The 25,058-nt window shown below is 66.8% G+C and carries 24 protein-coding genes; 11 read left to right on the top strand and 13 right to left on the bottom strand.

The genetic code is table 11. The features are described 5' to 3' along the window. Positions 1-47: 47 nt before the first annotated feature. Genes U5809_RS18510 through U5809_RS18495 form a run of 4 tightly spaced genes read right to left on the bottom strand, consistent with a single transcriptional unit; the run spans position 48 to position 4,491 of the window. Positions 48-2,495: a phosphocholine-specific phospholipase C gene (locus U5809_RS18510; RefSeq protein WP_322087616.1), complete on the bottom strand. Its 2,448-nt coding sequence runs from the start codon at positions 2,493-2,495 to the stop codon at positions 48-50. 41 nt (positions 2,496-2,536) lie between these two features. After that, positions 2,537-2,797 (bottom strand): hypothetical protein, encoded by a 261-nt coding sequence (locus tag U5809_RS18505; protein ID WP_322087615.1) that lies wholly within the window; start codon positions 2,795-2,797, stop codon positions 2,537-2,539. A gap of 45 nt (positions 2,798-2,842) precedes the next feature. Beyond that, positions 2,843-3,523, bottom strand: a complete 681-nt coding sequence (locus tag U5809_RS18500) for an HAD family hydrolase (RefSeq protein ID WP_176051422.1) — start codon at positions 3,521-3,523, stop codon at positions 2,843-2,845. Between the two features lie 23 nt (positions 3,524-3,546). Beyond that, entirely contained in the window at positions 3,547-4,491 is a 945-nt protein-coding gene (locus tag U5809_RS18495; RefSeq protein WP_322087614.1) for a choline ABC transporter substrate-binding protein, read from the bottom strand. A 253-nt stretch (positions 4,492-4,744) separates the two neighbouring features. Between U5809_RS18495 and U5809_RS18490 the strand changes: the two genes are divergently transcribed. From U5809_RS18490 to U5809_RS18475, 4 genes are all read left to right on the top strand, one after another. Further along, positions 4,745-5,425 carry an MgtC/SapB family protein gene (locus U5809_RS18490; RefSeq protein WP_322087613.1) on the top strand — a complete coding sequence of 227 codons (681 nt, stop codon included), beginning with the start codon at positions 4,745-4,747 and terminating at the stop codon, positions 5,423-5,425. 43 nt (positions 5,426-5,468) lie between these two features. After that, entirely contained in the window at positions 5,469-6,236 is a 768-nt protein-coding gene (locus U5809_RS18485) for a DeoR/GlpR family DNA-binding transcription regulator (protein WP_322087612.1), read from the top strand. A gap of 139 nt (positions 6,237-6,375) precedes the next feature. Beyond that, on the top strand, positions 6,376-6,867 hold the full coding sequence (locus U5809_RS18480) for a molybdopterin-dependent oxidoreductase (RefSeq protein WP_282507886.1): 492 nt from the start codon (positions 6,376-6,378) through the stop codon (positions 6,865-6,867). A gap of 105 nt (positions 6,868-6,972) precedes the next feature. Continuing rightward, positions 6,973-7,296 carry a winged helix-turn-helix domain-containing protein gene (locus tag U5809_RS18475; RefSeq protein WP_322087630.1) on the top strand — a complete coding sequence of 108 codons (324 nt, stop codon included), beginning with the start codon at positions 6,973-6,975 and terminating at the stop codon, positions 7,294-7,296. 24 nt (positions 7,297-7,320) lie between these two features. On the opposite strand, the gene U5809_RS18470 is transcribed toward U5809_RS18475, so the two are convergent. From U5809_RS18470 to U5809_RS18450, 5 genes are all read right to left on the bottom strand, one after another. Further along, positions 7,321-8,667, bottom strand: a complete 1,347-nt coding sequence (locus tag U5809_RS18470) for a DUF2325 domain-containing protein (protein WP_322087611.1) — start codon at positions 8,665-8,667, stop codon at positions 7,321-7,323. A gap of 120 nt (positions 8,668-8,787) precedes the next feature. Continuing rightward, positions 8,788-9,327, bottom strand: a complete 540-nt coding sequence (locus tag U5809_RS18465) for a hypothetical protein (protein ID WP_322087610.1) — start codon at positions 9,325-9,327, stop codon at positions 8,788-8,790. A 117-nt stretch (positions 9,328-9,444) separates the two neighbouring features. Continuing rightward, a complete protein-coding gene (gene motB, locus U5809_RS18460) occupies positions 9,445-10,416 on the bottom strand; it encodes a flagellar motor protein MotB (protein WP_322087609.1) in 972 nt (323 codons plus the stop codon). 27 nt (positions 10,417-10,443) lie between these two features. Beyond that, positions 10,444-11,313 carry a flagellar motor stator protein MotA gene (gene motA, locus U5809_RS18455; protein ID WP_282507882.1) on the bottom strand — a complete coding sequence of 290 codons (870 nt, stop codon included), beginning with the start codon at positions 11,311-11,313 and terminating at the stop codon, positions 10,444-10,446. A 74-nt stretch (positions 11,314-11,387) separates the two neighbouring features. Further along, positions 11,388-11,675, bottom strand: coding sequence for a hypothetical protein (locus U5809_RS18450; protein ID WP_322087608.1), 288 nt, complete (start codon positions 11,673-11,675; stop codon positions 11,388-11,390). A 157-nt stretch (positions 11,676-11,832) separates the two neighbouring features. On the opposite strand from U5809_RS18450, the gene U5809_RS18445 reads away from it, so the two are divergent. Continuing rightward, positions 11,833-12,717 (top strand): patatin-like phospholipase family protein, encoded by an 885-nt coding sequence (locus U5809_RS18445; RefSeq protein ID WP_322087607.1) that lies wholly within the window; start codon positions 11,833-11,835, stop codon positions 12,715-12,717. Positions 12,718-12,866: 149 nt separating this feature from the next. Here U5809_RS18445 and U5809_RS18440 read toward each other — a convergent pair whose 3' ends face one another. The 3 genes from U5809_RS18440 to U5809_RS18430 form a co-directional block, all read right to left on the bottom strand. Continuing rightward, positions 12,867-14,348, bottom strand: coding sequence for an aldehyde dehydrogenase family protein (locus U5809_RS18440; protein ID WP_322087606.1), 1,482 nt, complete (start codon positions 14,346-14,348; stop codon positions 12,867-12,869). Between the two features lie 28 nt (positions 14,349-14,376). Continuing rightward, positions 14,377-15,327, bottom strand: a complete 951-nt coding sequence (gene speB / locus U5809_RS18435) for an agmatinase (RefSeq protein ID WP_176051433.1) — start codon at positions 15,325-15,327, stop codon at positions 14,377-14,379. Positions 15,328-15,489: 162 nt separating this feature from the next. Beyond that, a complete protein-coding gene (locus U5809_RS18430; protein WP_322087605.1) occupies positions 15,490-16,374 on the bottom strand; it encodes a helix-turn-helix transcriptional regulator in 885 nt (294 codons plus the stop codon). Between the two features lie 198 nt (positions 16,375-16,572). Between U5809_RS18430 and U5809_RS18425 the strand changes: the two genes are divergently transcribed. From U5809_RS18425 to U5809_RS18410, 4 genes are all read left to right on the top strand, one after another. Then, positions 16,573-16,917, top strand: coding sequence for a cupin domain-containing protein (locus tag U5809_RS18425; protein WP_011356376.1), 345 nt, complete (start codon positions 16,573-16,575; stop codon positions 16,915-16,917). 85 nt (positions 16,918-17,002) lie between these two features. After that, on the top strand, positions 17,003-18,463 hold the full coding sequence (locus U5809_RS18420; RefSeq protein ID WP_322087604.1) for an FAD-dependent oxidoreductase: 1,461 nt from the start codon (positions 17,003-17,005) through the stop codon (positions 18,461-18,463). 87 nt (positions 18,464-18,550) lie between these two features. Continuing rightward, positions 18,551-19,741, top strand: coding sequence for an MFS transporter (locus U5809_RS18415; RefSeq protein ID WP_322087603.1), 1,191 nt, complete (start codon positions 18,551-18,553; stop codon positions 19,739-19,741). 133 nt (positions 19,742-19,874) lie between these two features. Continuing rightward, a complete protein-coding gene (locus tag U5809_RS18410; RefSeq protein ID WP_039320670.1) occupies positions 19,875-20,795 on the top strand; it encodes a LysR family transcriptional regulator in 921 nt (306 codons plus the stop codon). Positions 20,796-20,882: 87 nt separating this feature from the next. Here U5809_RS18410 and U5809_RS18405 read toward each other — a convergent pair whose 3' ends face one another. Further along, complete coding sequence (locus U5809_RS18405) at positions 20,883-21,713, bottom strand: helix-turn-helix transcriptional regulator (RefSeq protein ID WP_322087602.1); 831 nt, start codon at positions 21,711-21,713, stop codon at positions 20,883-20,885. Between the two features lie 238 nt (positions 21,714-21,951). On the opposite strand from U5809_RS18405, the gene U5809_RS18400 reads away from it, so the two are divergent. After that, on the top strand, positions 21,952-23,676 hold the full coding sequence (locus U5809_RS18400) for an amidohydrolase (RefSeq protein ID WP_322087601.1): 1,725 nt from the start codon (positions 21,952-21,954) through the stop codon (positions 23,674-23,676). Positions 23,677-23,886: 210 nt separating this feature from the next. Beyond that, positions 23,887-25,002, top strand: coding sequence for a polyamine ABC transporter substrate-binding protein (locus U5809_RS18395; RefSeq protein WP_322087600.1), 1,116 nt, complete (start codon positions 23,887-23,889; stop codon positions 25,000-25,002). The last annotated feature ends 56 nt before the right edge of the window (positions 25,003-25,058 follow it).

The raw sequence follows: 25,058 nt of genomic DNA, 5'->3' as shown, positions 1-25,058 counted from the left end.
CCTGCGCACCACCGGGACGCTCGAGAGACGATGCAAGCACCGCGATCTCAGATGCTGATCGCGATGGGGCCCGCGAGCGGCGTATAGCCGTCGTCGAACAGCAGCCACGCATCGTACTGTCCCGACGCGAGCGTGCTGTTCGCGCTCGACGAGAACAGCAGCGAGCCGGTGCTCTTGGGCAGGTACGCCCACGACTTGTAGCCGCCCTTGGTCGGCTGCGCGCCGCGCGGATAGATGGCCACCCAGTTCTTCGGGCTGTGGCGCCACGGCGGCACGACATAGTCGAACCGCAGCGTCGCGTATGACGACCCCTGCGACGCCAGCGCCGCGACGAATTTACCGTTCGTATTGCCGATCGCCGAATCCGTCAGCAACGTGCCCGATTGCGTCTGCACGCAACCGGCGATACGGCGCAGGAAATTCGGGTCGCTCGCGTCGCGGATGCTCGCGTCGTACCAGCCGGCGTCGCCGTACCACGTGACGGCCTGCGTCGCGCCGGCCGGCACGCTGACCGATTGCGCGCTGTTCATCCCGTACGCGTTGTCGACGAGCTGGAAGGTCGTCGCGTTCGAGCCGGCCGAATTGTCGAGCGTGATCTGCACGTTGCCGTTCTGCACGTCGTAGCAAAGGCTCACTTCGGCGGTCGATCCCGTGTTCCCCGATGCACCGATGCTGCCGCGCAACGTCTGCAGGAAGCCGTTCGGGCCGTAGATCGAGTAGTCGTAGCCGCCGCCCGAATTCAGCGCAAGCGAATCCGTGAGACACGCGCCCGTGCCGCCGCCGATCGTGTATTGCCGCGGCGTCGTGCTCGTGCCGTCGACCCAGGCCTGCAGGTGCACGCCGGCCGCGCCGGTGTTGGTCATCGTCAGCGCGAGCGTCTTGCCGGAGCGGTTGACGCGGCCCTGGACGAAGAACTCGTACGGCAGCCGGGACGCCGTGTTGCGGCCGCTCGCCTGGGCCGGCACGGCGGTGGTGGTCGGATACGGGATCAGGACCGCCGGACCGTTCGGGTCCATGTTGCTGGCGGGAGGCTGGATCGCCGGAATCGTCTGGTCGGGGCTGGAGAAATCGAATGCCGACGTCAGATCGCCGCAGACGGCGCGCCGCCACGGCGAGATGTTGGTTTCCTGGAAGCCGAAGCGTGCCTCCAGGAAGCGGATGACCGACGTGTGATCGAAGACCTGCGAATTGACCTTGCCGCCCTTCGACCACGGCGAGATCACGAACATCGGCACGCGCGGCCCGAGCCCGATCGGCACGTCGCCGCTCGCCGAGCCGTCCGATGCGCCGCCGCCGCTCGCGACGAACTCCGCGGCCGTCGACACGGTCGACCGCCCGGTACCCGCGGCGGAACTCGACGGAACGGCGGGCGGGACGTGATCGAACAGGCCGTCGTTCTCGTCGTACATCACCAGCAGGACCGTGCTGGCCCACACCTTCGGATTCGACGTCAGCACGTTCAGGACATTGCTGACGTACCACTCGCCGCCGCTCGCGGCCCACGACGGATGCTCGCAATACGCGTACGGCGCCGCGATCCACGACACCTGCGGCAGCGTATCGTTCGTGACGTCGGCCTGCAGCTGGCTGAACAGGTTCGTGTCGTATTCATTGCCGCCGCCTGACGGATCGACCTGCGTGCCGTTGAGCGCCGGCGCGAGCGGATCGTTGGCGCCGAGGTTCTGGTACTGCCTGAAGTTCAGGATGACGTTGTCGCCGTAGTTGCCGTTCCACCAGAGATCCTTGCTGGAACCGTTGTACTCGCCATAGCCGTGGGCGGCGTCCAGCCCGTTGCCCTTGTCCTGGTAGAACTTCCACGTGACGCCGGCCGCGTTCAGGCGCTCCGGCACGGTCGTCCAGCCGGTGCCGGTCATCGTGTTCGTCGTATAGGGCGAATACCCCGGCACGTTGCCGCAGCAACCGGTCCACAGATACAGGCGGTTCGGATCGGTCGGGCCGAGCATCGAGCAGTGGTAGTCGTCGCACACCGTGAATGCGCTCGCCAGTGCGTAATAGAACGGGATGTCGTTCCGCGTGAAGTAGTACATCGTGCCGCTGCCCTTCGCATCGGCCCAGTTGTCGTACTTGCCGTTGTTCCACGCGCTGTGCGTGCCGTTCCACGAGTGATCGAGGTCGCCGTAGTAGGTGTCGCCGTTCGCCACGCCCGACGTCGGTGGCGTCGGGTTGAACGGGAACACGTAGGACAGCATCCAGGGCTGGCGCCAGACCGGGTAGCCGCTGGAAATCACGACCGGCCGCGGATCGCCGAAGCCGCGCGCGCCGGCGAGCGTGCCGAGATAGTGGTCGAACGACCGGTTTTCCTGCATCAGGATGACGACGTGCTTGACGTCCTGGATGGTGCCGGTGACGGTGGCGGCCGGAATGGATTGTGCGCGCAGGATACTTTCGGGCAGCATGCCCGTCACTGCGGTGGCGCCTGCGAGCTTCAGCGCATCGGCGAGGAACTGGCGTCGTGTCGTGGGTTTGTTTTGCATGATCGCTCTCTGTCCTGGGTGGCGGGTCGGGCCTGGCCCGGTCAGTGGCACGCGCTTGCGCAGTGCAGGACCGGCGCGGACGCCGGGCCCGCTGCCGATGCGCGTGCCGCGGCGACCTTGCCGGCCGCGCCCGAGTCGCCGTCGCCACACGCTGCCAGCGTGCACAGGAGCGCGATCATGAAAACACCGCGCCAGTGCGGAATACGGCTTTCCGCATGGCTGGGCGGCATGACATGCTTTCGATCCGATTCAAATCGGATTCCTGATTGATCGTGATGATTGCTGCATGCTCCGTATTTCATTACCCCTCCAGACATGAAAATGGACAGCAGAGAATATCGCTCGAATCAGAACAACTTCATGACAGGCCAGCCGCGTTTGCCGGCTACCTGGGAAAGCTTCGAGTCGGGATTGGTCGCGACCGGATGCGTGACGTAGTCGAGCAGCGGCACGTCGTTGATCGAATCGCTGTAGAAGTAGGTCCGTTCGAAATCGGACGGCAGGTAGCCGAGCGATCTCAGCCATGCGGCCGTGCGCACGATCTTGCCTTCGCGGAAGCTCGGCACGCCGATGCTGCGCCCGGTGAACTGCCCGGCCGGCGTGCCGTCGTCGGTATCGAGCTCGATGCCGAGCAGGTGCTCGATCCCGAACTCGGCCGCGATCGGTCGCGTGACGAAGACGTTGGTCGCCGTCACGATGCAGCAGAGATCGCCGTTCTCGCGATGCCGGTCGACCAGCGCGCGGGCCTCCGGTGTAATCGCCGGCCGGATCACCTCGTCCATGAACTGCGCATGCCAGCGTGCGAGCTGCTCGCGCGAGTAGCGCGTGAGCGGCGCGAGCGTCACGGCGAGATACGCGTCCATGTCGAGCGTGCCGGCCGCATAGTGGCCGTAGTGCTCGTCGATCAGCGCCGTATGCGCGTCGTCCTCCTGCCAGCCGACCCGCGTGATGAAGCGGCTCCAGGCCTGGTCGCTGTCGAGCGGCAGTAGCGTGTGATCGAGGTCGAACAGCGCGAGATTCTTGTGCATGGGTCATTCCCTGGATTGCGTGCTTACGCGCCGATGAGCTTCTCGATCGCGTCCCTGGCGTTTTTCCCGTCGATGGTCGTGACGCCGTCGAGCCACTTCGACAGCACGCCGGGATTCTTCTTCGCCCATTCCTTCGCGACCGCGACCGGATCGGCGTGATTCATGATCGGCACCATCAGCTGGTTTTCTTCGTCGGTCGTGAATTTGAGGTTGGTCAGCAGCCGGCCGACGTTCGGGCAGCGCTCGAGATAGCCGGGCGTGACGAGCGTGTAGACCTTCGCCGAGCCGTAGTTCGGGCCGAACACGGTGTCGCCGCCGTCGAGATACGCGATCTTGTAGTTGAGGTTCATCGGATGCGGCTCCCAGGCCAGGAAGACGATCATCCGGTGCTCCTGCACCGCGCGCGTGACCTGGACGAGCATCCCGGCCTCGCTCGATTCGACCAGCTTGAAGCCGCCGAGCCCGAATTCGTTCTTGTCGATCATCCGCTGGATCAGCGCGTTGCCGTTGTTGCCGGCGCCGATCCCGTAGATCTTGCCGTCGAGCTGGTCGCGGAATCTGGCGATATCGGCAAAGCTCTTGAGCCCCTTGTCCGACGCGTATTGCGGCACGGCCAGCGTGTAGCGCGCGCCGACCAGGTTCGGTTGCGGCAGCAGGTGCACGGCGCCTGCATCGACGAACGGCTTCACGGTCGGCGTCATGCTCGGATCCCAGTAGCCGAGGAACGCATCGATCTGCGCCTTCTTCACGCCGGCCAGCACGATCGGCGGCGACGCGATCGTCTTGGCCGCCTCGTAGCCGAGCCCGTCGAGCAGCATCATCGCGACGCCGGTGGTGGCCGCGATGTCGCTCCAGCCGACATCGCCGAGCGTCACCTTCTTGCAGACGTCGCCTTCGGATGCGTGAGCGGGGGCCGTAGCCAGCGCCGCCATCAACGTGGCTGCCAGCATCCATGCCTTCTTGATCATGATGGTCTCCTAAGCAAGTGTTTCGGATCGTGTTGCCTGATTGGTCTGACGATTGATCGCGCGGATCGGATGAAACAAACGAACTTGGGTCTGGCTTTGTCGTTTTGCGTACCGTATATTAGAACGCACAAAATCGCAAGATTGCACAGAAATACAACCGGTAGAACGCGGGTGGGCGAAGGCGGGAAAAGACGGGATGCGGTCCGCACGGTCCGTGCGTCATCAAGTGAATCCGTAAGGAAGGAGACCTCGAATGATCAGTCAGCTGGATATTGTTTCCCGCCTGTTGCTGGCGGCCTTGCTCGGCAGCATCGTCGGCATTGAGCGCGAGCGCCTGTCATGGGCGGCGGGGCTGCGCACGCACATGCTGGTGGCCGTGGGCGCCGCGCTCGTGATGATCGTGTCGGCGTTCGGCTTCGCGGATATCCAGGAGGCGAAGAACGTGTCGCTCGACCCGTCGCGGGTCGCCGCGCAGGTCGTGTCGGGTATCGGCTTTCTCGGCGCGGGGTCGATCATGCTGCGTGGCGAGATCATCCGCGGGCTGACGACCGCGGCGAGCCTGTGGGTCGTCGCGGCGGTCGGACTGGCCGTGGGCGGCGGCATGTACGTGGCCGCGATCGCCGCGACGGCGATCGTGCTCGCGATCCTGGCCGGCCTGAAGCCGATCGAGAAGCGCTTTTTCGCCGAGCGGCAGCGCCGGGGCGTGCGCATCCTCGCGAGCCGCGGCGCCGTGAAGCTGACGTCGCTGCAGTCGATGCCTGGCATCGACCAGGCGCGCATCGTCCAGTTCATCATCGAGCAGGACGACGCGACACCCGATGACGACCACATCCACGTGGTGTTTTCGAAGATGACGAGCCGTGAATTCCAGGTGGTCCGTCAATCCCTGCAGACCCTCGTCGGCATCAAAAAAATGGAGGAGAGCGCTGCGTAGTTCGTCGTTCGAATAACATTGACGTTCACTCCGAGGACATTCCATGTGGCAAGAAGAGCGATACCAGAGGATCCGGCTTCTGTTATCGAAGATGCAGCGCGTTTCCACCGACCGGATCATGGCCGACCTGAACGTGTCGCGGGAAACCGTGCGCCGCGATCTCGTCGACCTCGAGGCGCTCGGTGAACTGAAGCGCGTGCACGGCGGCGCGGTGCAGGTCGGCGACGAAGCGCCGATCGCCGAGCGTGCGCAGACGCATGTGAAGGCGAAGCTGGCCATCGCGCGCGCGGCGGCCAGGCTGGTCACGGGCTCGCAGACGCTGTTCATCGACGCCGGCACGACCACCACGCTGCTGGCCGAGGAACTGGCGAAGCTGTCGGGCCTCACGATCGTCACGAACTCGATCGACGTCGCGCTGAAGATGCGCTCGAGCGACCCGGCGCAAGGGAAAAACGAAACGATCCTGCTCGGCGGGATGATCGGCAGCCGCGCGGCCGCGACGGTCGGCGACGGCACGGTCGCCGAGATTTTCCGCTACCGCGCCGATCTCGCGCTGCTGTCGCCGGTGGGCGTCGATGCCGTCCGCGGTGCGACGAACTACGACCGGATGGAAACCGAGGTGGCGCGCGCGATGGTGAGCAACGCGGCGGAGGTCGTGATCCTGGCCGATTTCAGCAAGCTCGGCACGAACAGCCGGATCAGCTTCTGCGAGCCGGCGCGGATCGGTACGCTGGTGACCGACCAGAAGGCGGAATCGGTCGACAGCTACAAGAGCATCAGGAAGGCCGTCGGGAACGTCGTGCTTTCTTAGCGCTTGCAGGAAGGGGCACGATCGGCTGCCGTATACCGCCCATGCGGCGCGCATTCTGCCGGTCGGACTGTTCCCGGCGTAATATATTCGCCGATACAACGCGGGCCCGCCCACCGGTGGGCCGTCATGGAGGCGGGCGATGGAGATGGCAGGAACGGCGGCGCCTTCGGCGCATCAAGCGGCGGCAGGCTCGATCGCGCTGACCGGTGCATTCGTGCGGCCGATGACGGTGACGCTCGACGAACTGCGCCGGCACGCGAGCGCGACGGCCGAGCCGTTCGACCTGCGCTGCTTCACGACGAACCGGTTCATCCGCTCGGTCGCGCCGTATCGGGGCGCACGGCTGAAGGATCTGCTCGACGCAGCCGGCCTGCGCAACGACGAACCCGGCGACTTCAAGCGGATGGTGTTCATCGCGCATGCGCACGACGGCTATGCGGTGACGTTTTCATGGCATGAACTGTTCAACACGCCCGTCGGCGAGCACGTGATCGTCGCGTTCGAATGCGGCGATGCACCGCTGTCGATCGACGACGGCGCGCCGCTGCTGTTTTCGGGCGCCGACCTGCTGCCCGCGCCGCGCCACGTGAAGCGGCTGGCCGGCATCGTCGCGCGCGTGCTGGAGGTCTGAGCGCGGCGTTCGCCGTACCGGCCATCGTGTATGCTTGCCCGCATCGATCACTCGGCGGACAACATGAAGACTTCGGCACACCCCAAGCCTGAGGTGCGGTTCAGGATGCGTATCCAGCAGGCCGACACGATCGCGCTCGGCCCGGGCAAGGTCGCGCTGCTCGAAGCGGTGCGCGAGCACGGCTCGATTTCGGCGGCGGCGCGCAGCCTGAAGATGTCGTACCGGCGCGCGTGGCTGCTGATGGACGAACTGAACCGGTCGCTGAAATCGCCTGCGACGGTGTCCGAGCATGGCGGGCAGAGCGGCGGCGGCAGCGTGCTGACGCCGGCGGGCGAGGAGATCATCCGTCTTTATCGCGGGATCGAGGAGCGCGCGTACGCAGCTTGCGCGGACGAAATCGCCGCGCTCACGAAAATGGTGCGTCGCTGAAAGGCGCGTTGCGCCGGCGCCTGCCTACCCGTGCCGCAGGCAAAAGCGTGACGGGTCGCCCGCGGCGCCATCCGGCGCGATGACATCGCGCGCCTGCGCATCGAGCCGCCCGATCAGTTCGACGAAGCTCGCGACACTGGCGGTCCGCAGCGGGTAGTACGCGATGTGGTGGCGTTCGCAGATGCGCTTGAGCAGGTTCATCGAATCGTGATCGATGCAGTCGACCGGGAACACAACCATCTGCGCGCCCGGCAGCGCAGCGGCCAGCAGGCCCTTGCGATCCTCGATGCCACCGTCGTGCAGCGTCACTTCGCCGCCTGACGCCTCGACGATCCGCCGGATCGCCCGGTTCGAACCGGGCCGCCCGCCGACGTAGACAACGCGCGTGCCCTGCAGCATCGACAGCGAATTCGCCGCCTGGCCGACCGGATCGTCGGCCGACGCCTGCACGGCCTGTTCGATCGCACTCGCTTCGGCGCGCAGCGTCTTCACCATCGCCATCAGGTCGTCGAGCCGTGCGCGCATCGCACGGGCGCTCGCCTGTTCCGCGGCGATCCGCTGCTCGGCGGCTTCGCGGCGGCTCGTGTGCAGCGCGAGCCGTTCGTCGCGCGCGGCCAGCGCCTCGCGCAGTTCATGCACTTCGTCGCGCAACACGCTTTCGGCGGCCAGCGGCTGCGCGTTGTGGCGCGCGAGGAGCGCATCCCGTTCCTGTAGCGCCGCGTCTCGCTGCGTGCTCATCTCGTGCAGGCGCACCTGCTGCCGTTCGACCTTCGCGTGCAGTTGCGCATTCTCTTCCTCCAGCGCGACCAGCCGCCGGATATCGGCGCGATTGGCCGCGCCGACCAGGTGCGACAGCATGTGCAGGTCGCCGAACGCGGCCTGGCGCACGCCCATCGTCGTGCGCGGATGCGTCATCAGCGCCCAGTACGCGGGCGGAATGTCGCCGCTCTTGAGCGCTTCCTGCCAGCGCGTGAGCAGTTCATCCGCGTCCTTTGCCTGGTCGAACGCGCGTATCGCGCCCGCATAGCGTTCGTCGAGCGCCTTGTGCAACGCCTTCGCGCCGGCCGTGCCGTCGATCGCGAGCTCGACGGCCGCGTGATGGATTTCGAGGTCGGTCGCACGCTGCCGGTCGAGGTCGGTGAACTTCGGCACGAGCTTGCGCAGTTCGTGCGTGGTCAGGCAGGTGCCGATGATCGAGCAATGCAGGTTCGCATCGAGTTCGGACAGGCGCGCGCGGCGCTTCAGCTCGACCTGTTGCGCGCGGGACGGTGCGCAGCACGCGTCGACCCGCGTGCCGGTGGCCGCGGACGGATGGCCGCCCGACGACGAGAGATTCGCCGTGCGGGCAAGGCGAAAGGGCGGAGCGTGCATGTTGACCTCTATCCGGCACGATCGGACCGGAGACGGATGCGCGAAAGATTTGCGAAATATACCACGGAATATAACGGGGTAAATGCAGGGGAAACCACCGGATGGCGCCGGGTGGCGCGGTCAGCAGAGCGCCGTCGAACGGTCGGTTTGCGGCAGGGCGGCCGGTGCCACGGGCGAAACGGGGAGCGATGGCGACGCGTGGCGCGCCATCACGGATTCGACGCACAGCCCGACGATCAGCACGTCGACGCGTTCCAGCGCAGCGACCGCGTCGCGCATGGCGGCAGGGTCGTTGCTGAACGAATCGGAAAACACGTCGTCGCGCGTGCGTTCGAGGCCGCGCGCCTGACCGATCGCGCGTTCGAGGTCGGGCAGGCGCGTGAAGCGGGCGGCGCGTGCTTCGTGTTCGAGCGTCGCCAGCAGCTCCCGAAAGCCCAGTGCCGACAACGCTTCGTCCGGCATCGCGTCGGCGTGCGCGGACGAGAGCATCCGGATGAAACGCACGATGCTGCCGCGCAGGCGTCGGAACGCATCGACGACATCCGTGACCTGCTGCGCCCGCGCGTCGCTCGACAGCGGCTTGAGTGCGCGGATCTTGTGCGCAATCGGCTGTTCCCGAGCGGTACGCAGCGGGGCGCGATCCGTCGACGTGCGGGCCATGCAGTTTCTCCGGGTGGGCAGGTATCGATATATTCTACGGAATATATCGAGTGCGCAAAAAAGACGACACCGTGCCGCGCGGCAGGGTGTCGTCAACGGCCTGAACGGCCGCGCTCGTCAGTTGATCGTTGCCGGGTGCTGCCGCTCGAGCGTCACCGGCGTGACGGCCGGCCGGATGCCGGGCGTCTCGTCGACGGTCGTGCGCCCACCGTCGCGAAAGAACGCCTGCTCGGCGGCATTGTTCATGACGAGGATGCTGATGCGGCGATTGGTCGGCTCGTCCGCCACGTTCCGGTCGAGCGGCAGCACATCCGCGAGCCCGCGCACCTGCAGCAGCTTCGCTTCCCGCAACCCGCCGGCGACCAGCGCGCGCCGCGCGGCGTTCGCGCGATCGCTGGACAGCTCCCAGTTCGAATAGCCGTTCGGGCCGTCGGGATACGGTGTCGAATCGGTATGCCCGGCGATCGACACGCGGTTTTCGACATCGTCGAGCGCCGCGCCGACCTGCGTGAGAATCGCGGTCGCATAGCTTTCCGGTTGCGAACTGCCTGATGCAAACATCGGGCGCTTGAGTGAATCGACGATCTCGATGCGCAGGCCCTCGTGGGTGATCGCGATCCGGATCTGGTCCTGGTAGGCGCGCAACGACGGACTCTGTGCGATCGCCGCGGTCAGCTTCGCCTTCAGGCGTTCGAGCTTTTGCGTATCGACGATGCTCGCGAGCGCCGCGGGCGAGCTGGCCGGCACCGGTTGCGCTTTCGCGTCGATTGCCGGCGCCGGGTCCGACAGGTTGCGGCCGCCGCCCTGCACGACGCTCGGGCGCGGCGCCTGTGCGTCTTTCCCGCCGGACAGGAGCGTCGACAGCGGCGTGTTGAAGTAATCCTCGATCCCCTGCTTGTCGTACTTGGAGACCGAGCCGAGCAGCCACATCAGCAGGAAGAACGCCATCATCGCCGTGACGAAATCGGCGTAGGCGATTTTCCATGCGCCGCCGTGGTGGGCGTCGTGGTCCTCGCCTTTCTTGCGGCGCACGACGACGAGCGGTGCCGATGCGGACGGTTTCGACGAACTGGAGCGATGGTCGGCCATGGCGTGTTCCGTTTCCTCGCGTATCCGTTACGCAGCCTTGGGCGACTTCGTCGCGCGGACGGCGTCGTCGAGTTCCTTGAAGCTCGGGCGATCGGCGGTGAACAGCACCTTGCGGCCGAACTCCACCGCCACCGATGGCGCGTAGCCGCTCATCGACGCGAGCAGCACGGCCTTCACGCACTGGAACGGCTTGGCCGCGGCGCGGCCCTTCGCGTTGAGCAGATCCGCGAGCGGCCCGACGAAGCCATAGGCGAGCAGGATGCCGAGGAACGTGCCGACGAGCGCGCCGGCGATCATCTTGCCGAGCACGGCGGGCGGCGCGCCGACGGAGCCCATCGTGTGCACGACGCCCATCACCGCGGCGACGATGCCGAACGCCGGCAGGCCGTCGGCCATCTTCTGGATCGCATTGGCCGCGACCGACGCTTCCGCATGGTGCGTATGCAGTTCCTCATCCATCAGGTCCTGCATCTCCAGCACGTTCACGTTGCCGCTCGACATCATCCGCAGGTAATCGACGATGAAGTCGAGCAGGTGATGGTCTTCGAGCACATGCGAATACTTCTGGAACAGCGGGCTTTGCTCGGGTGCATCGACGTCGGCCTCGAGCGCCATCATGCCGTCCTTGCGCGCCTTCTGCAGCAGTTCGTACAGCAGCGCGATCAGTTCGACGTATTGCTGCTTCGTATAGCCGCCGCCCTTGAAGCAGGTCGGCAGGCTCTTGATGGTCTTCTTCAGCGTCGTGACCGGATTGCTGACGACGAATGCACCCAGCGCGGCGCCGAAAATGCACAGCAGTTCGAACGGTTGCAGCAAGGCCGGCAAATGGCCGCCCACGCCGATAAAGCTGCCGATGACCGATCCGATCACGACGATCCACCCGATGGCTACAAACATGATTACCTCTTCCGCCTCTTGCGCTGCTGCATCTGTTTTAGAAAAGCGAGCGGGACGTCTGGCGGTCTCGCTCACTACCCGTGACGGCGCCGGATCGTTGCGTAGCGGGTGCGATCCGGGCGGTCGTCCCGATGCGTCGCAACGCGATGCCCGTCGGCGGGTGTTGATGCAATAACGGCGATCGTCGGGACGACTGAACCCGTGATTCCACGTATCGCGCGCGATTCACGCCTCGGCACACGTTTGCGGGCGGCGATGCGCGCGACTTTCTTGATCGAGGTCAAAAAGTGCGCGATCGTCGCGTGGATTTCCGTAATGATGCGACGCGGAAACGGGGCGGCGAATGACGTCACCCTCCCCATGAGCGCTTCATTGCGGGATTCCCGGGGGGGGCGCGGCGTGCATCGTCGCCGAACGGTTGGGGCCGCGCGCCGGCAGGGTTTTCATCAGGACATCCGGGGCGCGGCACGATTCATCATGGCGAAAGCACCGTCGCAGCCAACCGCAGGAGGGCGCCCCGTGACTTCCGATCCCACTCCCTCGACCGCTTTCGTGTTCGCCGGCGGCGGCAGTCTCGGCGCGATCGAGGTCGGCATGCTCCGCGAGCTGGTCGCGAGCGGCGAACGGCCCGATTGCGTCGTCGGCGCATCGGCGGGCGCGATCAATGCGGCCTATTTCGCCGGCCGGCCGGACGCGGACGGCGTCGCGATGCTCGCCGCACTGTGGTGCAGGATCCGCCGCCAGGACGTCATGCCGTTCTCGATGCGCAGCATCGTCGCGATGCTGCTGCGCAACCGGCCGCATCTGGTCGAGGCCGATGCGCTGCGCTTCCTGCTGGAACAGAACCTGCCGTACCAGCGGATCGAGCAGGCCGCGCTGCCGCTCCACATCGTCGCGACCGACGTGCTGAGCGGCCGGGAGGTCGTGCTGTCCGCCGGCCCGGTCGTGGATGCCGTGCAGGCCAGCGCGGCGATTCCCGGCGTGTTTCCGTCGGTCAGCATCGGCGGCGTGGAACTCGTCGACGGCGGCGTCGCGAACAATACGCCGATCTCCGTGGCGATCGCGCTCGGCGTCAAGCGGATCGTCGTGCTGCCGGCCGGGTTCGCCTGTGCGTTGCGCGTGCCGCCGCGCAGCGCGATCGCGCACGCGACGCACGCGCTGACGCTCGTGATCGCGCGGCAGCTGGTGCGCGATCTGGAGTTGTACGGGGCGCACGCGCAGATCCATGTCGTGCCGCCGCTCTGTCCGCTCGAGGTGTCGTCATACGATTACTCGCAGTGCGCGCACCTGATCGACCAGGCCGCGGAACGCACACGTGCGTGGATCGATGCGGGCGGTCTCGCGCAGTGCGAGATTCCCGGCCCGCTGCGCGAGCACGATCACGCCGCGGCGCTGTCGCATTGATGGTTGCTCGCGCATCGTGGAAACTCGCGGCCGACGAACGTGGATTGCCGGGCTGCCGGGCGCTCTCCGCGGCAATCCGCGAAGCACCCAAAAAAGCGGCGCCGTGCCATCTGCCACGGCGCCGCCAACGGCCTGAACGGCCGCACTGGTCAGTCGATCGCGCGCATTGCGTGGCGCAGTTCCTGATAGCTGCGCAGCCCCGTGACGCCGAGTTCGCGGCCGATCCCGCTGAGCCCGAACCCGCCCCAGCACACGTGCGGATAGATGAGCTGCGGTGCATTGATCCACACGAGCCCCGCACGCACGCGCTGCTGGAACTGCTTTGCGATACCCGCATCGCGCGTCACGACGGTCGCGACGAGCCCGTAGCGCGTGTCGTTCGCGAGCGCGATGGCTTCGTCGTCGGTGCGGAACGACTTCACGCACGCAACGGGGCCGAACACTTCGTCGGTCCACAGCGGGTTGTCGGCCGCCGGCTCGGCGATCACGACGGGCGCCATGAAGAAGCCGGCACCGCAGGCATCCGTCACCCGGCCACTGAAGGCGACGCGTGCGCCCGCATCGATGCCCTGCTGGAGCATCGCTTCGACACGCGTATGCTGCGCGGCCGAGATCAGCGGCCCCATCGCGACCTGTTCCGCAGCGGGCGGCGCGACGACGAGCGCACGCACGGCCGTCTCGAACGCGGCCATGAAGCTGCGGTACACGCTGTCGTGCACGAGGATGCGCGCGGTGGCCGAGCACATCTGGCCCGCATTCGTGAACGCGCCCGCGACCGCGAGCGATACCGCGACGTCGAGATCGGCGTCGTCGCGCACGATCAGTGACGACTTGCCGCCGAGTTCGAGCGTCACGCGCTTCATGTCGACGGCAGCGGCCTGCATGACCTTGCGGCCGGCCGCCGTGCTGCCGGTAAACGAAATCTTGTCGATCAGCGGATGCGCGGTCAGCGCCGCGCCGATCTCGGCACCGCCGTTCACGACGTTGACGACGCCGGCCGGCACACCGGCTTCGGCAACGATCTCGAGCAGCGCGTGCTCGGTCGGCGACGTGAGTTCGGACGGCTTCAGCACGACCGCGCAGCCGGCCGCGAGCGCCGGCGCGAGCTTCCACGCGGTCGTGACCATCGGGAAGTTCCACGGCATGACGAGCGCCGCGACGCCGACCGCGTCGTAAAAGCGTTCGGCCGTGACGGCGTCGCTCGGCAGCGCGACCGGTTCGGCCGCGAACAGCGCCGGGTCTTCGCACAGCTTCGCGTAGTACGCGAACGTGGCGGCGACGTCGCCGACGTCGGCCTCGGCCTCGAACGGCGGCTTGCCGCTCACTTGCATTTGCAGCGCCGCAAGGCGATCGCGCGATGCTTCGACGCGCTCGGCGATCTTCGCGAGCACGCGGCCACGTTCGGCCGGCGGCGTGTCGCGCCAGCCGGCGAATGCGTCGCGCGCGGCGCGCACCGCGGCGTCGATGTGCGCGGCCGTCGCGAATTCCTGCCAGCCGATCGCGTTGCCGGTCGACGCGTCGAAGATCGGCGCGCCCGCCGTGTCGGAATGCGTATGCACGGGCTGGCCGGCGATGTGCGCGGCGGGCAGCACGAACGTCGCGGCGGAAGGGGAAAGCGCGGCGGTAGACATGAGGTTCATCCTGTCGAGATCGGTCGGGTTAGCGGTAGGCGACGCCCGGCATCACGCAGAGCATCTCGAACGCGAGGTTCGCGCCCGTGAGCGCGGTGGTGCCGGCCGGGTCGTACGGCGGCGACACTTCGACGAGGTCCGCGCCGACGATGTTCAGGCCCTTCATCCCGCGGATGATTTCCAGGCCCTGCTGCACGGTGAGGCCGCCGATTTCCGGCGTGCCGGTGCCGGGCGCGAACGACGGGTCGAGGCCGTCGATGTCGAAGCTCAGGTACACCGGCGTGTCGCCGACGCGTTCGCGCACCTGCGCCATCAGCGGCACGAGCGACTTGTTCCAGCATTCCTCCGCTTGCACGACGGTGAAGCCCTGCTGGCGGCACCAGTCGAAATCGTCCGCGTGGTAGCCGGTGCCGCGCAGGCCGATCTGCGTGACCTTGTCGCATTGCAGCAGCCCGTCTTCCACCGCGCGACGGAACGGCGTGCCGTGCGCGATCTTCTCGCCGAACATCGTGTCGTTCACGTCGGCATGCGCGTCGATGTGGACGACGGCGACCTTGCCGTACTTCTTGTGCAGCGCGCGCAGGATCGGCCACGCGATCGTGTGATCGCCGCCGAGCGTGATCGGTCGGCAGCCGTTCGCGACGATCTCGTCGTAAGCCTCTTCGATGCGGCGCACCGAGTCCTTCAGGTCGTACGGGTTGGTCGCGACGTCGCCGATGTCGGCCACCTGCAGCGAATCGAAGGGCGCGGCGCGCGTGGCCATGTTGTACGGGCGCAGCAGCACGGATTCGGTGCGGATCTGGCGCGGGCCGAAGCGCGAGCCCGAGCGGTTCGACGTGCCGAGGTCGAGCGGCACGCCGACGAAGCACACGTCGAGGCCGTCGGTCGTCGCGGCCTGCGGCAGCCGCATCATCGTGGCGATGCCGCCAAAGCGCGGCATTTCGTTGCCGCCCATCGGTTGATTCAGTTCGCGGGGCATGGACCGTCTCCTTTTTCTGAGGTAAAGCGATCGGCCGATGGTAGAGGAGAACGCCCGCGCGAAGATTTTGAAGTCGCAACGTTTACATCGACAGGTCTCGATGCGAGTGGCGCCGCCGCATCGACGCCGTGCAACCGGAGCCGGTCGCGCGGCCGGGCCAGGTCAACCCGGGATGGCTGGCGGCGTGGCGCCGTCGTGCGATCCGGCGGAAGGGAATGCGGTGGTTGCCGAACCCCACGCGGCAAGTTCGCGTTTCGTCCGCACGCCGAGCTTCGCGAACGCGCGCTTCACGTACGACTCGGCCGACGCGACGCGCACGCCGAGAATCTCGGCGGTTTCGGGCACGGTCTTGCCGGAGATCAGGTGCTTGCAGGTTTCGTATTCGCGCTTCGACAGCTTCACGCCGTCGGCCGCGATGCGCGCGTCGAACTGCGCGAGCGGATGGACTTCCGGTGTCGGATGCGCGACGCGCCGCACGGCCGTGGTCGATGCATGCAGTTCGAGCAACGGGAACAGCACGTCGCTGATGCTGCGGAAGCGGTTCATCTCGGCGAGCGTGAACGGCGGCCGGTCGCGGCCGCGCTCCAGCGCGATCGAGTGTTGCGAATAGCGCGTGCCGCGCGCGAGCACGCATTCGTGCCCGATCTGCACGTCGTCGAATATCCGCTGGCGGAATTCGCCGGGCGGGATCGCCGCGATGTCGCGCACGACGAGCATCGTGCCCGTCTTGCCGCGCAGCCCCGCGAACAGCGGGTCGCTGTCGAGAAAGCGCTCGTAGTAGAGCGTCATCACGTCTGAGATTTCGTTGGATTCGGTGCCGATGCCGCTGCTGCCGATCCATTCGCATCGGTAGCCGGTGGGCATCGAGCCGTCGACGCGTGAGCGTTCGACGTGCGCGACGTCGAGCGGCACCACTTCGTTGAGCAGTTGCGTGAGGCGCGGCACGAAGTGCGGCGTGCCGACCGTCTCGATCAGCTCGCCCAGCGCCTTGAACGACACGTTGAAGCGGTCGTTGTCGCGGTGGAAGGGGTTCACGTTGAGCAGCATGCGGTTCCCCGGTGAAAAGCGGCGCGATTGTAGCGTCGGCAACGAAAAACGTCATTAGGGGGAAATACCGGCAGTTGTCCTTGCGACTCGCCCGGCCCCGGAAAACACTGCTTGTCCCCCCCGGAGGGGGGCATACCGGGGCAGTGTAAATGAGTAACTTTGTCTCTGCTTTTTTCAATCAAGAGACGAAAGATTCTGATGACCAAACTGATCAAGGACATCCTGCCGCTCGGCGCAGGTATCGGCGAATTCACGAAGCTCGACTTCGGAATGGACGAAAGCGACTGGCGCGCGGCCGAAGGCAAGAGCGGCAACTACATCATCGGCTGGTGGGAAGGCAAGGTCGGCTCGGTGGAGTTTCCGGAAACGGCCGCAGACGAAGCGGTGTGGCTCGTCGAGGGCCGGATCGCGCTGACCGACGTCGAAGGCAACCGCAAGGAATTCACGCCGGGCCAGGGCTACCTGCTGCCGGCCGGCTTCGCGGGCCGCTGGGAGACGATCGAGGACGCAAAGAAGTTCTACGTGCTGCTCGAGAAGTCGTGATGTCCGAAGCCGCCGCCGTGGTGTCGTCGTCCGTGTGACGCGAATCCGGCGGCGGTTTCGTTTTTCGCGTGTGATGGCTGGGATCATGGAAATGGAAGTCAACGAAGCAAAACAGACCGCGCCGGTGCAGGCGCACGCGCTGCGTGGCGCGCCGGTCGCGCTGGGCGTCGAGGCGGCGCTCGCGAATACGAAGCTGTTCCCGTACTGGCTCGACAACCCGGCCGCGCCGGCCACCGAGCCGGAACTCGTCGGCGACGTGAGCGCCGACCTGCTGATCGTCGGCGGCGGCTTCACGGGGCTGTGGTCGGCCGTGCAGGCGAAGGAACAGATGCCGCACCTGAACGTGGTGCTGATCGAGGCCGGCAAGGTCGCGCACGGCGCATCGGGCCGCGCGGGCGGGATCATCTCGACGTCGGTGATGCACGGGCTGCCGAACGCGGTGCGCGTGTTCCCGAACGACATCGCGCAGCTCGAGACGTTCGGCCATCACAACCTCGACGGCTTCGAGGAAACGCTGAAGCGCTACGACATCGATGCCGATATCGAGTGGAACGGCGAGATGACGGTCGCGGTCGATCCCGAGCACATCGCGCACCTGAAGGGCGATTACGACCTGCATCGCGAATACGGCCACAACGTCGTGCTGCTGAACCGCGAGGAAACGCTCGAACAACTGAATTCGCCGATGTTCGCCGGCGCGCTGTGGTCGCGCAACCGCAGCGGCATCGTGCATCCGGCAAAGCTCGCGTGGGGGCTGAAGCGCGCGGCGCTGTCGCTCGGCGTGAAGCTGTACGAACACACGCCGCTCACGACCGTGACCGACGAAGGCAGCACCGTGCTCGTGACGACGCCGAAGGGCAGCGTGCGTGCACCGCGCGTGGTGTTTGGCAGTGGCACCGCGAAAGTCGGGATTCCCGACATCAACCGCCGCGTGATGCAGGTGCGCGACCACGTGCTCGCGACCGAGCCGCTGACCGACGAGCAACTCGCGCGGATCGGCTGGAAGAATCGCCAGGGCGTGTACGACACGCGCACGCAGCTCAACTATTTCCGGCTGACGAAGAACAACAACATCATCTTCGGCGGCCTCGTCAGCTATCACTTCGACGGCGATCCGGAGCCGCATCAGGACGGCCAGCGCGAGACCTACTACCGGCTCGCGGAAGCGTTCTACCGCACCTTCCCGCAACTGTGCGACGTGCGCTTCTCGCACGCGTGGGGCGGCCCGATCGACTATTGCTCGCGCGGCTCGGTATTCGCGAAGCGCTATCTCGGCGACAAGGCCGTGTTCGTCGCCGGCTATACGGGCTTCGGCGTCGCGGCGAGCCGGTTCGGCGCGTTCATGGGGCTGAACATCCTGTTCGACCGCGACAGCCCCGAGCGCAAGCTCGACATCGCGAACCAGAGCCCGAGCTACATCCCGCCGGAGCCGATGCGCTGGGTCGCCGCGAAAATCACGTTCCACGCATTCGATGGCGCGGACGCCGAAGGCGGCTGGAAGCGCGCGTGGATCAGCGGCCTCAAGGCGATGGGCTTCCCGATGTAAGCGACACGGCGGCCCGGGCCGGGCCGCCGCCATACCAAACTCCCCTGAGGAGACGGTCCGCGCCGCGGACACGGAGAGAGACACCAGATGAATGTAGTCAACCTGCAGGATGAAGCGCGACAGGAAAGCGCGCTGTTCGTCGTCGTGATGTTGCTGCTCGGCATCCTCGGGCCGACGGTCTTTCTCGGCCTGCCCGCGATCGTCGGGCAGGTCGAACGCCATTGGGGCTTCGGCGAAGCGGCGCTCGGGCTGTCGAGCTTCGTCGAGGTGCTCGGCGAATCGACGGGCACGCTGCTCGTCGCGTTCGTGCTCGGCCGCCAGCCGGTGCGCTGGGTGCTCGCGGGCGCCGTGACGCTCGCGGCCGGCGCGAACCTCGGCACGCTCGCGACGCACGGGCTCGTCGCGTATTCCGCGTTGCAGTTCATCGCTGGCGTCGGCTCGGGCGGGCTGAACGGCATCGCGCTGCGTTATCTGTCGTACTCGCGCGCGCCGGAACGCAATCTCGGGATCATGCTGATGGGGCAGGTGACGTGGAGCATGGTGCTGCTTGCCTACATTTTCCCGATGCTGAGCGACACATGGGGCGCGCACGGCGTGTTCGGCTTCGTCGCATGCGTGCTCGGCGTGTTCGTGCTCGCGGCGCCGCTGTTTCGCCGCGGCGAGACGCTGGCCGTACCGACGCCGGCCGGCATCGCCGGCAGCATCGACCGGAAGGGTGCGATGCTCGTACTGTGCGCGCAGCTTGCGTTGTATGGCGGTGTCGGCGTCGTGTGGACCTTCCTCGAGAAGATCGGCACCGATGCGGGCCTGAGCGGCAAGTCGGTATCGCTCGTACTCGGCATCGCGAACGTCGCGAGCCTCGTGATCTGCGCGGCGATGCCGAAACTCGGCGCCGGCAAGGGCCTGCGCCGCTGGACGCTCGTGAACCTCGGCGGCTGCGCGGTCGCGGCCGTGCTGCTCGCGATGCCGGCGTCGGTCGCGACGTTCACGCTCGGCGCGATCGTGTTCATCGGCTGCTGGACCGGCGGCGCGCTGCTGATCTATGCAACGATTCCGCAGTACGACCTGATCGGCAAGTCGGCCGCACTGTCGCCGGGTTGCGTTGCGCTCGGCTACGGCGTCGGTTCGGTCGCGGGCGGCTCGCTGATCGAGAGCGCGGGCACGCAGTCGGCGCTGATCGCGGCGATCGTGCTGTGCGCGGTGGCGTTCCTTTGCTACAGGCGTCTTCGCCCGGCCGTGTTCGGCATGGAACGCGCGTTCGCGGTGGCACCTGAATGACGGTTGCGACGCGCGCCGTTGCCGATGGCGGCGCGCGTCCGGTTCGGTTCATCGGCGAAGGCGGCCGGCGTGGCGCGCGATGCGCGTCGTGCGGGCCGGCCGGGCAACGCGCACACGCGCAGCGGTTTGAAGCATGTTCTCGAATACCTCCGATCTCGATCTCCGGCTCATCCGGGTCTTTCTGGCCGTCGTCGACGCACGCGGCATCACGGCCGCCGAGGCGTCGCTCGGCGTGCGGCAGTCGACCATCAGCACGCAGCTGTCGGCGCTCGAAGCGCGCGTCGGCTTCAAGCTGTGCGATCGCGGGCGCGGCGGCTTTCGCCTGACGTCGAAGGGCGAACGCTTCGCGGCCACCGCGCGCACGCTTGTCGCGGCGACCTCCGAATTCGTCGCGCGCGTGCGCGACATCGACCGCAAGCTGGTCGGCACGCTGTCGATCGGGTTGATCGGCCAGGCGCCGCTCGTCGAGAACGCGCGCGTGGCCGACGCGATCGGCGCGTTCCGCAAGCGCGACCAGGCCGTCACGTTCTCGATGAAGGTCGCGTCGCCGCAGGAACTCGAGGAAAGCCTCGTCAACAATCAGCTCGATCTCGCGATCGGCTATTTCTGGCATCGCGTGCCAGGCCTGCTCTACACGCCGCTCTTCACCGAGCAACAGGTGATCTACTGCGGGCGCGGGCATCCGCTGTTCCATGCGTCGCGGCCCGTGACGGCGGACGACCTGCAGCTTCACGACTGGGTATGGCGCACCTATCCGGTGCCGGAGGAGCAGTATCCGTTGCCGGAGCGGCGCGTGACCGCGAGCGCGGACAGCATCGAGGCCGCGACGATCCTGATCCTGTCGGGCGGCCATCTCGGCTACCTGCCCGCGCATTACGCGGAGCCGTTCGAGCAGCGCGGGCTCGTGAAGGCCGTCGGCCGCACGACGTTCAGCTTCGACGTGCCGCTGCATCTCGCGATGAAGCGCAGCACGAGCGACAAGCCGATCGTGGATGCGTTCTGCGAGGACTTGCTGCGCGCTTTCAACATCAAGGCGGCCGCACTGGCCGCATAGGGCACGATCCCCTGATCTGAAAAAAACATTAGTGGGGCCAGCGCAAGCCCGTTATTAGCGGGAACAGGCCCTATACGCGCGGCGCGCTCAGCAGTCGACCAGCGCCCAGTCGAACAGCTCGCGGCGCGTGCGCACGCCGAGCTTCGCGAACGCGCGCTTCACGTACGACTCGGCCGTCGACAGTTTCACGTCGAGCTGCTGCGCGGCCTCGGGCACCGAGCGCCCGCACAGCATCAACCGGCAGATCTCGTGTTCGCGGCGCGACAACTGCACGTCCTGCCGTTCGAGGCGCGCGTCGAAGCTCGCCTGCGATTCGACATTCACCGACACCGCCGCCACGCGCCGCGCCGCGCAGGTGCGCGCATGCAGCTCGAACATCGGGAACAGCAGGTCGACCATCTGGCGGAAGTGGAACAGCTCGTCCGTCGTGAACGCGGCGCGCCCGACGGTGCGCGCGAGCCCGAGTGCGTACTGCAGGTGCGCGTTGCCGTGCACGAGCAGGCATTCCTGCCCGATGCCGGGTTCGTCGAAGATCCGCCGGCGGAACTCGCCTTGCGCGATGCCGTCGACATGGCGCTGCACGAGCAGCGTGCCGGCCTTGCCGCGCAGCGGCGCGACCAGCGGGTCGGCCTGGCAATAGTCCTGGTAGTAGACGTCCATCACGCGCAGCGTATCGGCCGCGAAGCGCAGGCTGCCGCTGCCGAGCCATTCGACCACGAAGCCCGACGTGCTGCCCGTGTCCGCGCGCCAGCGTTCGAGGTGCACGGCGTCGGCGTCGATGCTGTCGTTGACGAACTCCGTCACCGCGCCGACGAAATCCGGCGTGCCGACCGCGCGTAGCGTCGCGCCGAGCGAATCGGGGCGCACGCCGATCAGGTAGTGGCCGCGTGCGGCAGGGTCGGGCTGGAGAAGTCGCATGGTCGGGCGAAGGCGGTCAAGGGACAGCGCGACGTTACGCGAACGCCGTGCACGCGTCAGCCGGGAATTCACCGGATCGGCCCCACGGATTTCGTGCGTTGTCCCCAAAACGATGACAAGACCATGCGTGCGGCGGCCGGAATTCACCCAAGCCCCGGCGGCGGGGGGGCATACCGGCGCGAATCGTCTGCCTATAGTGAAAGCACTTCGAAAACCTGACGACCAGAAAGGACAGGCCATGCAGATGCAACCGACGCCCGCCGCCACGACGCCGGCGGATTTCGTTCTGACCAACGCGAAGGTTTATACCGTCGATCCGCACAAGCCTTGGGCACAGGCTGTCGCCGTGCGCGACGGCCGGATCATCCACGTCGGTGACACGGCGGCCGTGCAGGCGTATGTCGGCGCGCAGACGAAGGTCGTCGACGCAGCAGGCCGGCTCGTGCTGCCGGGCTTCGTCGAATCGCACTGGCACTTCGAGACGACCGCGTTCGCGTTCCAGGCGTTCGTGAACTACGAGGATCCGCAGAAGGTGCTCGGCGCGCTGCGCGCCTATGTCGAATCGCATCCGGACGAGCCGGCGATCACCGGGATGGGCTGGGTGCAGGCGACGATTCCGCCGGCGATGTTGCGCAAGGAGACGCTCGACGCGATTTGCGCGGATCGTCCCGTGTGCTTGCTGTCGACCGATTTCCATTCGATGTGGGTGAACTCGAAGGCGCTGGAGATCGCCGGCATCGACGCGTCGACGCCGCCCGTTCAGGAAGGCGCGAGCTGGTTCGAAAAGGACGCGGTGACGGGCGAGCCGACCGGCCTGATCGTCGACGGCGCCGCGTATTCGCTGCTGATGCAGCGGATCAGCGCGGCCGGCCTGCTGCCGACCGGCATCGACCTGTACCTGAAGTCGATTCCGCCATGGCAGAAGAAGCTGTGCGCGGCCGGCGTGACGACCGTATTCGACGCGGGTTTCTTCGATCCGAGCGGCGACCAGTCGCTGTTGTACGAGACGCTGCAGACGCTGGAGCGCGCGGGCGACCTGAAGCTGCGGGTGGTCGGCAGTGTCGCGGTGATCGGCGAGATCGACGATCCGGTCGGCACGCTCGTCAAATACCGCGAGCAGTACGATTCGCCGCTCGTGAAGGCGCGCGCGCTGAAGCTGTTCCTCGACGGCACCGAGGCGAACCACACCGCCTACCTGCTCGAACCGTACGCGGACCGCCCCGACACCTGCGGCGCGCCGACGATGCCGGCCGACACGTTCAACCGCTATCTGATCGAAGCCGATCGCGCGAACGCGAACGTGATGGTCCATTGCGTCGGCGACGCGGCCGTGCGGATGGCGCTCGACGGCTTCGACGCGGTGAACCGCTCGAACCCGCCGCGCGACCGCCGCCACGTGATCACGCACGCGTTCCTCACGCATCCGGACGACATCCCGCGCTTCCGTCGCGCGGGCGTGATGGCGAACACGCAGCTGCAATGGGGCGTGGTCGACGCGTACACCGAGCAGCTGCGCGACCACTACGGCCACGAGCGCTGGAGCAACATGTACAAGTTCCGCACGTTCCTCGACGAAGGCGTGACGGTGTCGATCGGCATGGACGGCCTGGCATGCCAGTGCCGCTGCCAGCACAAGCCGCTCGAACACATCGAGTCGGGCCATACGCGCCAGCTCGCGGGCGAGCCCGATGCGGCGGTGTTCCCGGATATCGCCGAGCGCCTGAGCATTCCGCAGCTGATCGCCGCGTACACGATCCACGGCGCGTACCAGCTCGGGATGGAGCACGAGGTCGGGTCGCTCACGCCCGGCAAGCGCGCGGATCTCGTCGTGCTCGAGAACGACCTGTTCGAGGTCGGCCAGTACGACATCGGCCGCATCGACGTCGGGCTGACGATGATGGGCGGCCGCGTCACGCACGTGGGCGACGATTTCGGCGCGCGCACGGGTATGCAGGCATCCTGAGCGGGCATCGGCTGACGAAGCGGCGACGGAAGCTTTCAGATGGCTTCCGTTTTCGCGGGTCGGCGCATCCGGCCGGAACCGGATGCGCCGATTGTGCGGCGTGTCCCCCTATTGGCAGGGCAGACCGGCCAATTTCCTCTGGCTACATTTTTCCGGACCGAAGCACACCCCGTTCATCGCGAACGGATCATGATATCGACGGAGGAAACCATGGCAGGGGATTGGAGCAAACATCTGGGAACGGCATGCGCGGCGCTCGCGCTGGGCGGCGTCCTGTGGGCCGGCACGCCCGTCGCGCACGCGGCGGACGTCGTCAACGTGTACAACTGGGGCAACTCGATCGGCAAGGCGACGATCGCGAACTTCGAGAAGGCGACCGGCATCAAGGTCGTCTACCAGGAGTTCGATTCGAACGAGACGCTGCAGGCGAAGCTGCTGTCGGGCACGTCGGGCTACGACGTCGTCGTGCCGTCCGACATCTTCTGGGCGCGGCAACTGCAGGCCGGCATCTACCGCAAGATCGACAAGAGCCAGGTGCCGAACTACGGGCTGCTCGATCCGGAAATCATGAAGGTGCTGTCGAAGGACGATCCGGGCAACCAGTTCGGCATTCCGTGGACATGGGGCACGGATGGCCTCGGGATGAACGTCGAGAAGGTGAAGGCCGCGCTCGGTAACGACGCGCCGCTCGACAGCTGGGCGCTGCTGTTCGACCCGAAGTACGCGCAGAAGCTGAAGCACTGCGGCGTGTCGGTGCTCGATTCGCCGGTCGATGCGTTCGGGATGGCGCTGGTCTACCTGAAGAAGGATGCGAACACGACGAACCCGGCCGACTACCAGGCCGCGTACGAGCTGCTGAAGTCGGTGCGGCCGTACATCACGCAGTTCAATTCGAGCAGCTACATCAACGATCTCGCGGGCGGCGACATCTGCCTCGCGCTCGGCTGGTCGGGCGACGTGAACTCCGCGCGGATCGCGGCCGCTTCCGCGAAGAAGCCGTATCACATCAAGTACGTGATCCCGACCGAGGGTAGCGCGCTGTGGTTCGACATGATGGCGGTGCCGAAGGATGCGCCGCACCCGGACGCCGCGCTGAAGTTCGTCAACTTCGTGCTGTCGGAGAAGGAGAGCGCGAACCTGACCAACGACACGTCGTACCCGTCGGCCGTGCCGTCGTCGAAGCATCTCGTGCGCGCTGAAGTGACGAGCGATCCGGCCGTGTTCCCGCCCGCCGACGTGATCCGCAAGCTGAGTCTCAGCAAGCCGGTTCCGCCCGAGCTGATGCGCTTGCAGAACCGTCTCTGGACGAAGCTGAAGACCGAGTAAGCCGGCCGCCGTTCCCCGCACTCCCGCATATCTTACGCGCGCCCCGCCGCTCATCG

Source organism: Burkholderia sp. BCC1999 (assembly GCF_905339975.1).
Classification (GTDB): domain Bacteria; phylum Pseudomonadota; class Gammaproteobacteria; order Burkholderiales; family Burkholderiaceae; genus Burkholderia.
This window is presented reverse-complemented; position numbering and strand designations above follow the sequence as displayed.

Excerpts from the sequence above, each read along its gene's own strand:
- U5809_RS18510 (WP_322087616.1), bottom strand. The coding sequence starts at position 2,495 with ATGCAAAACAAACCCACGACACGACGCCAGTTCCTCGCCGATGCGCTG.
- U5809_RS18505 (WP_322087615.1), bottom strand. The coding sequence starts at position 2,797 with ATGAAATACGGAGCATGCAGCAATCATCACGATCAATCAGGAATCCGA.
- U5809_RS18500 (WP_176051422.1), bottom strand. The coding sequence starts at position 3,523 with ATGCACAAGAATCTCGCGCTGTTCGACCTCGATCACACGCTACTGCCG.
- U5809_RS18495 (WP_322087614.1), bottom strand. The coding sequence starts at position 4,491 with ATGATCAAGAAGGCATGGATGCTGGCAGCCACGTTGATGGCGGCGCTG.
- U5809_RS18490 (WP_322087613.1), top strand. The coding sequence starts at position 4,745 with ATGATCAGTCAGCTGGATATTGTTTCCCGCCTGTTGCTGGCGGCCTTG.
- U5809_RS18485 (WP_322087612.1), top strand. The coding sequence starts at position 5,469 with ATGTGGCAAGAAGAGCGATACCAGAGGATCCGGCTTCTGTTATCGAAG.
- U5809_RS18480 (WP_282507886.1), top strand. The coding sequence starts at position 6,376 with ATGGAGATGGCAGGAACGGCGGCGCCTTCGGCGCATCAAGCGGCGGCA.
- U5809_RS18475 (WP_322087630.1), top strand. The coding sequence starts at position 6,973 with ATGCGTATCCAGCAGGCCGACACGATCGCGCTCGGCCCGGGCAAGGTC.
- U5809_RS18470 (WP_322087611.1), bottom strand. The coding sequence starts at position 8,667 with ATGCACGCTCCGCCCTTTCGCCTTGCCCGCACGGCGAATCTCTCGTCG.
- U5809_RS18465 (WP_322087610.1), bottom strand. The coding sequence starts at position 9,327 with ATGGCCCGCACGTCGACGGATCGCGCCCCGCTGCGTACCGCTCGGGAA.
- motB (WP_322087609.1), bottom strand. The coding sequence starts at position 10,416 with ATGGCCGACCATCGCTCCAGTTCGTCGAAACCGTCCGCATCGGCACCG.
- motA (WP_282507882.1), bottom strand. The coding sequence starts at position 11,313 with ATGTTTGTAGCCATCGGGTGGATCGTCGTGATCGGATCGGTCATCGGC.
- U5809_RS18450 (WP_322087608.1), bottom strand. The coding sequence starts at position 11,675 with ATGGGGAGGGTGACGTCATTCGCCGCCCCGTTTCCGCGTCGCATCATT.
- U5809_RS18440 (WP_322087606.1), bottom strand. The coding sequence starts at position 14,348 with ATGTCTACCGCCGCGCTTTCCCCTTCCGCCGCGACGTTCGTGCTGCCC.
- speB (WP_176051433.1), bottom strand. The coding sequence starts at position 15,327 with ATGCCCCGCGAACTGAATCAACCGATGGGCGGCAACGAAATGCCGCGC.
- U5809_RS18430 (WP_322087605.1), bottom strand. The coding sequence starts at position 16,374 with ATGCTGCTCAACGTGAACCCCTTCCACCGCGACAACGACCGCTTCAAC.
- U5809_RS18425 (WP_011356376.1), top strand. The coding sequence starts at position 16,573 with ATGACCAAACTGATCAAGGACATCCTGCCGCTCGGCGCAGGTATCGGC.
- U5809_RS18420 (WP_322087604.1), top strand. The coding sequence starts at position 17,003 with ATGGAAATGGAAGTCAACGAAGCAAAACAGACCGCGCCGGTGCAGGCG.
- U5809_RS18415 (WP_322087603.1), top strand. The coding sequence starts at position 18,551 with ATGAATGTAGTCAACCTGCAGGATGAAGCGCGACAGGAAAGCGCGCTG.
- U5809_RS18410 (WP_039320670.1), top strand. The coding sequence starts at position 19,875 with ATGTTCTCGAATACCTCCGATCTCGATCTCCGGCTCATCCGGGTCTTT.
- U5809_RS18405 (WP_322087602.1), bottom strand. The coding sequence starts at position 21,713 with ATGCGACTTCTCCAGCCCGACCCTGCCGCACGCGGCCACTACCTGATC.
- U5809_RS18400 (WP_322087601.1), top strand. The coding sequence starts at position 21,952 with ATGCAGATGCAACCGACGCCCGCCGCCACGACGCCGGCGGATTTCGTT.
- U5809_RS18395 (WP_322087600.1), top strand. The coding sequence starts at position 23,887 with ATGGCAGGGGATTGGAGCAAACATCTGGGAACGGCATGCGCGGCGCTC.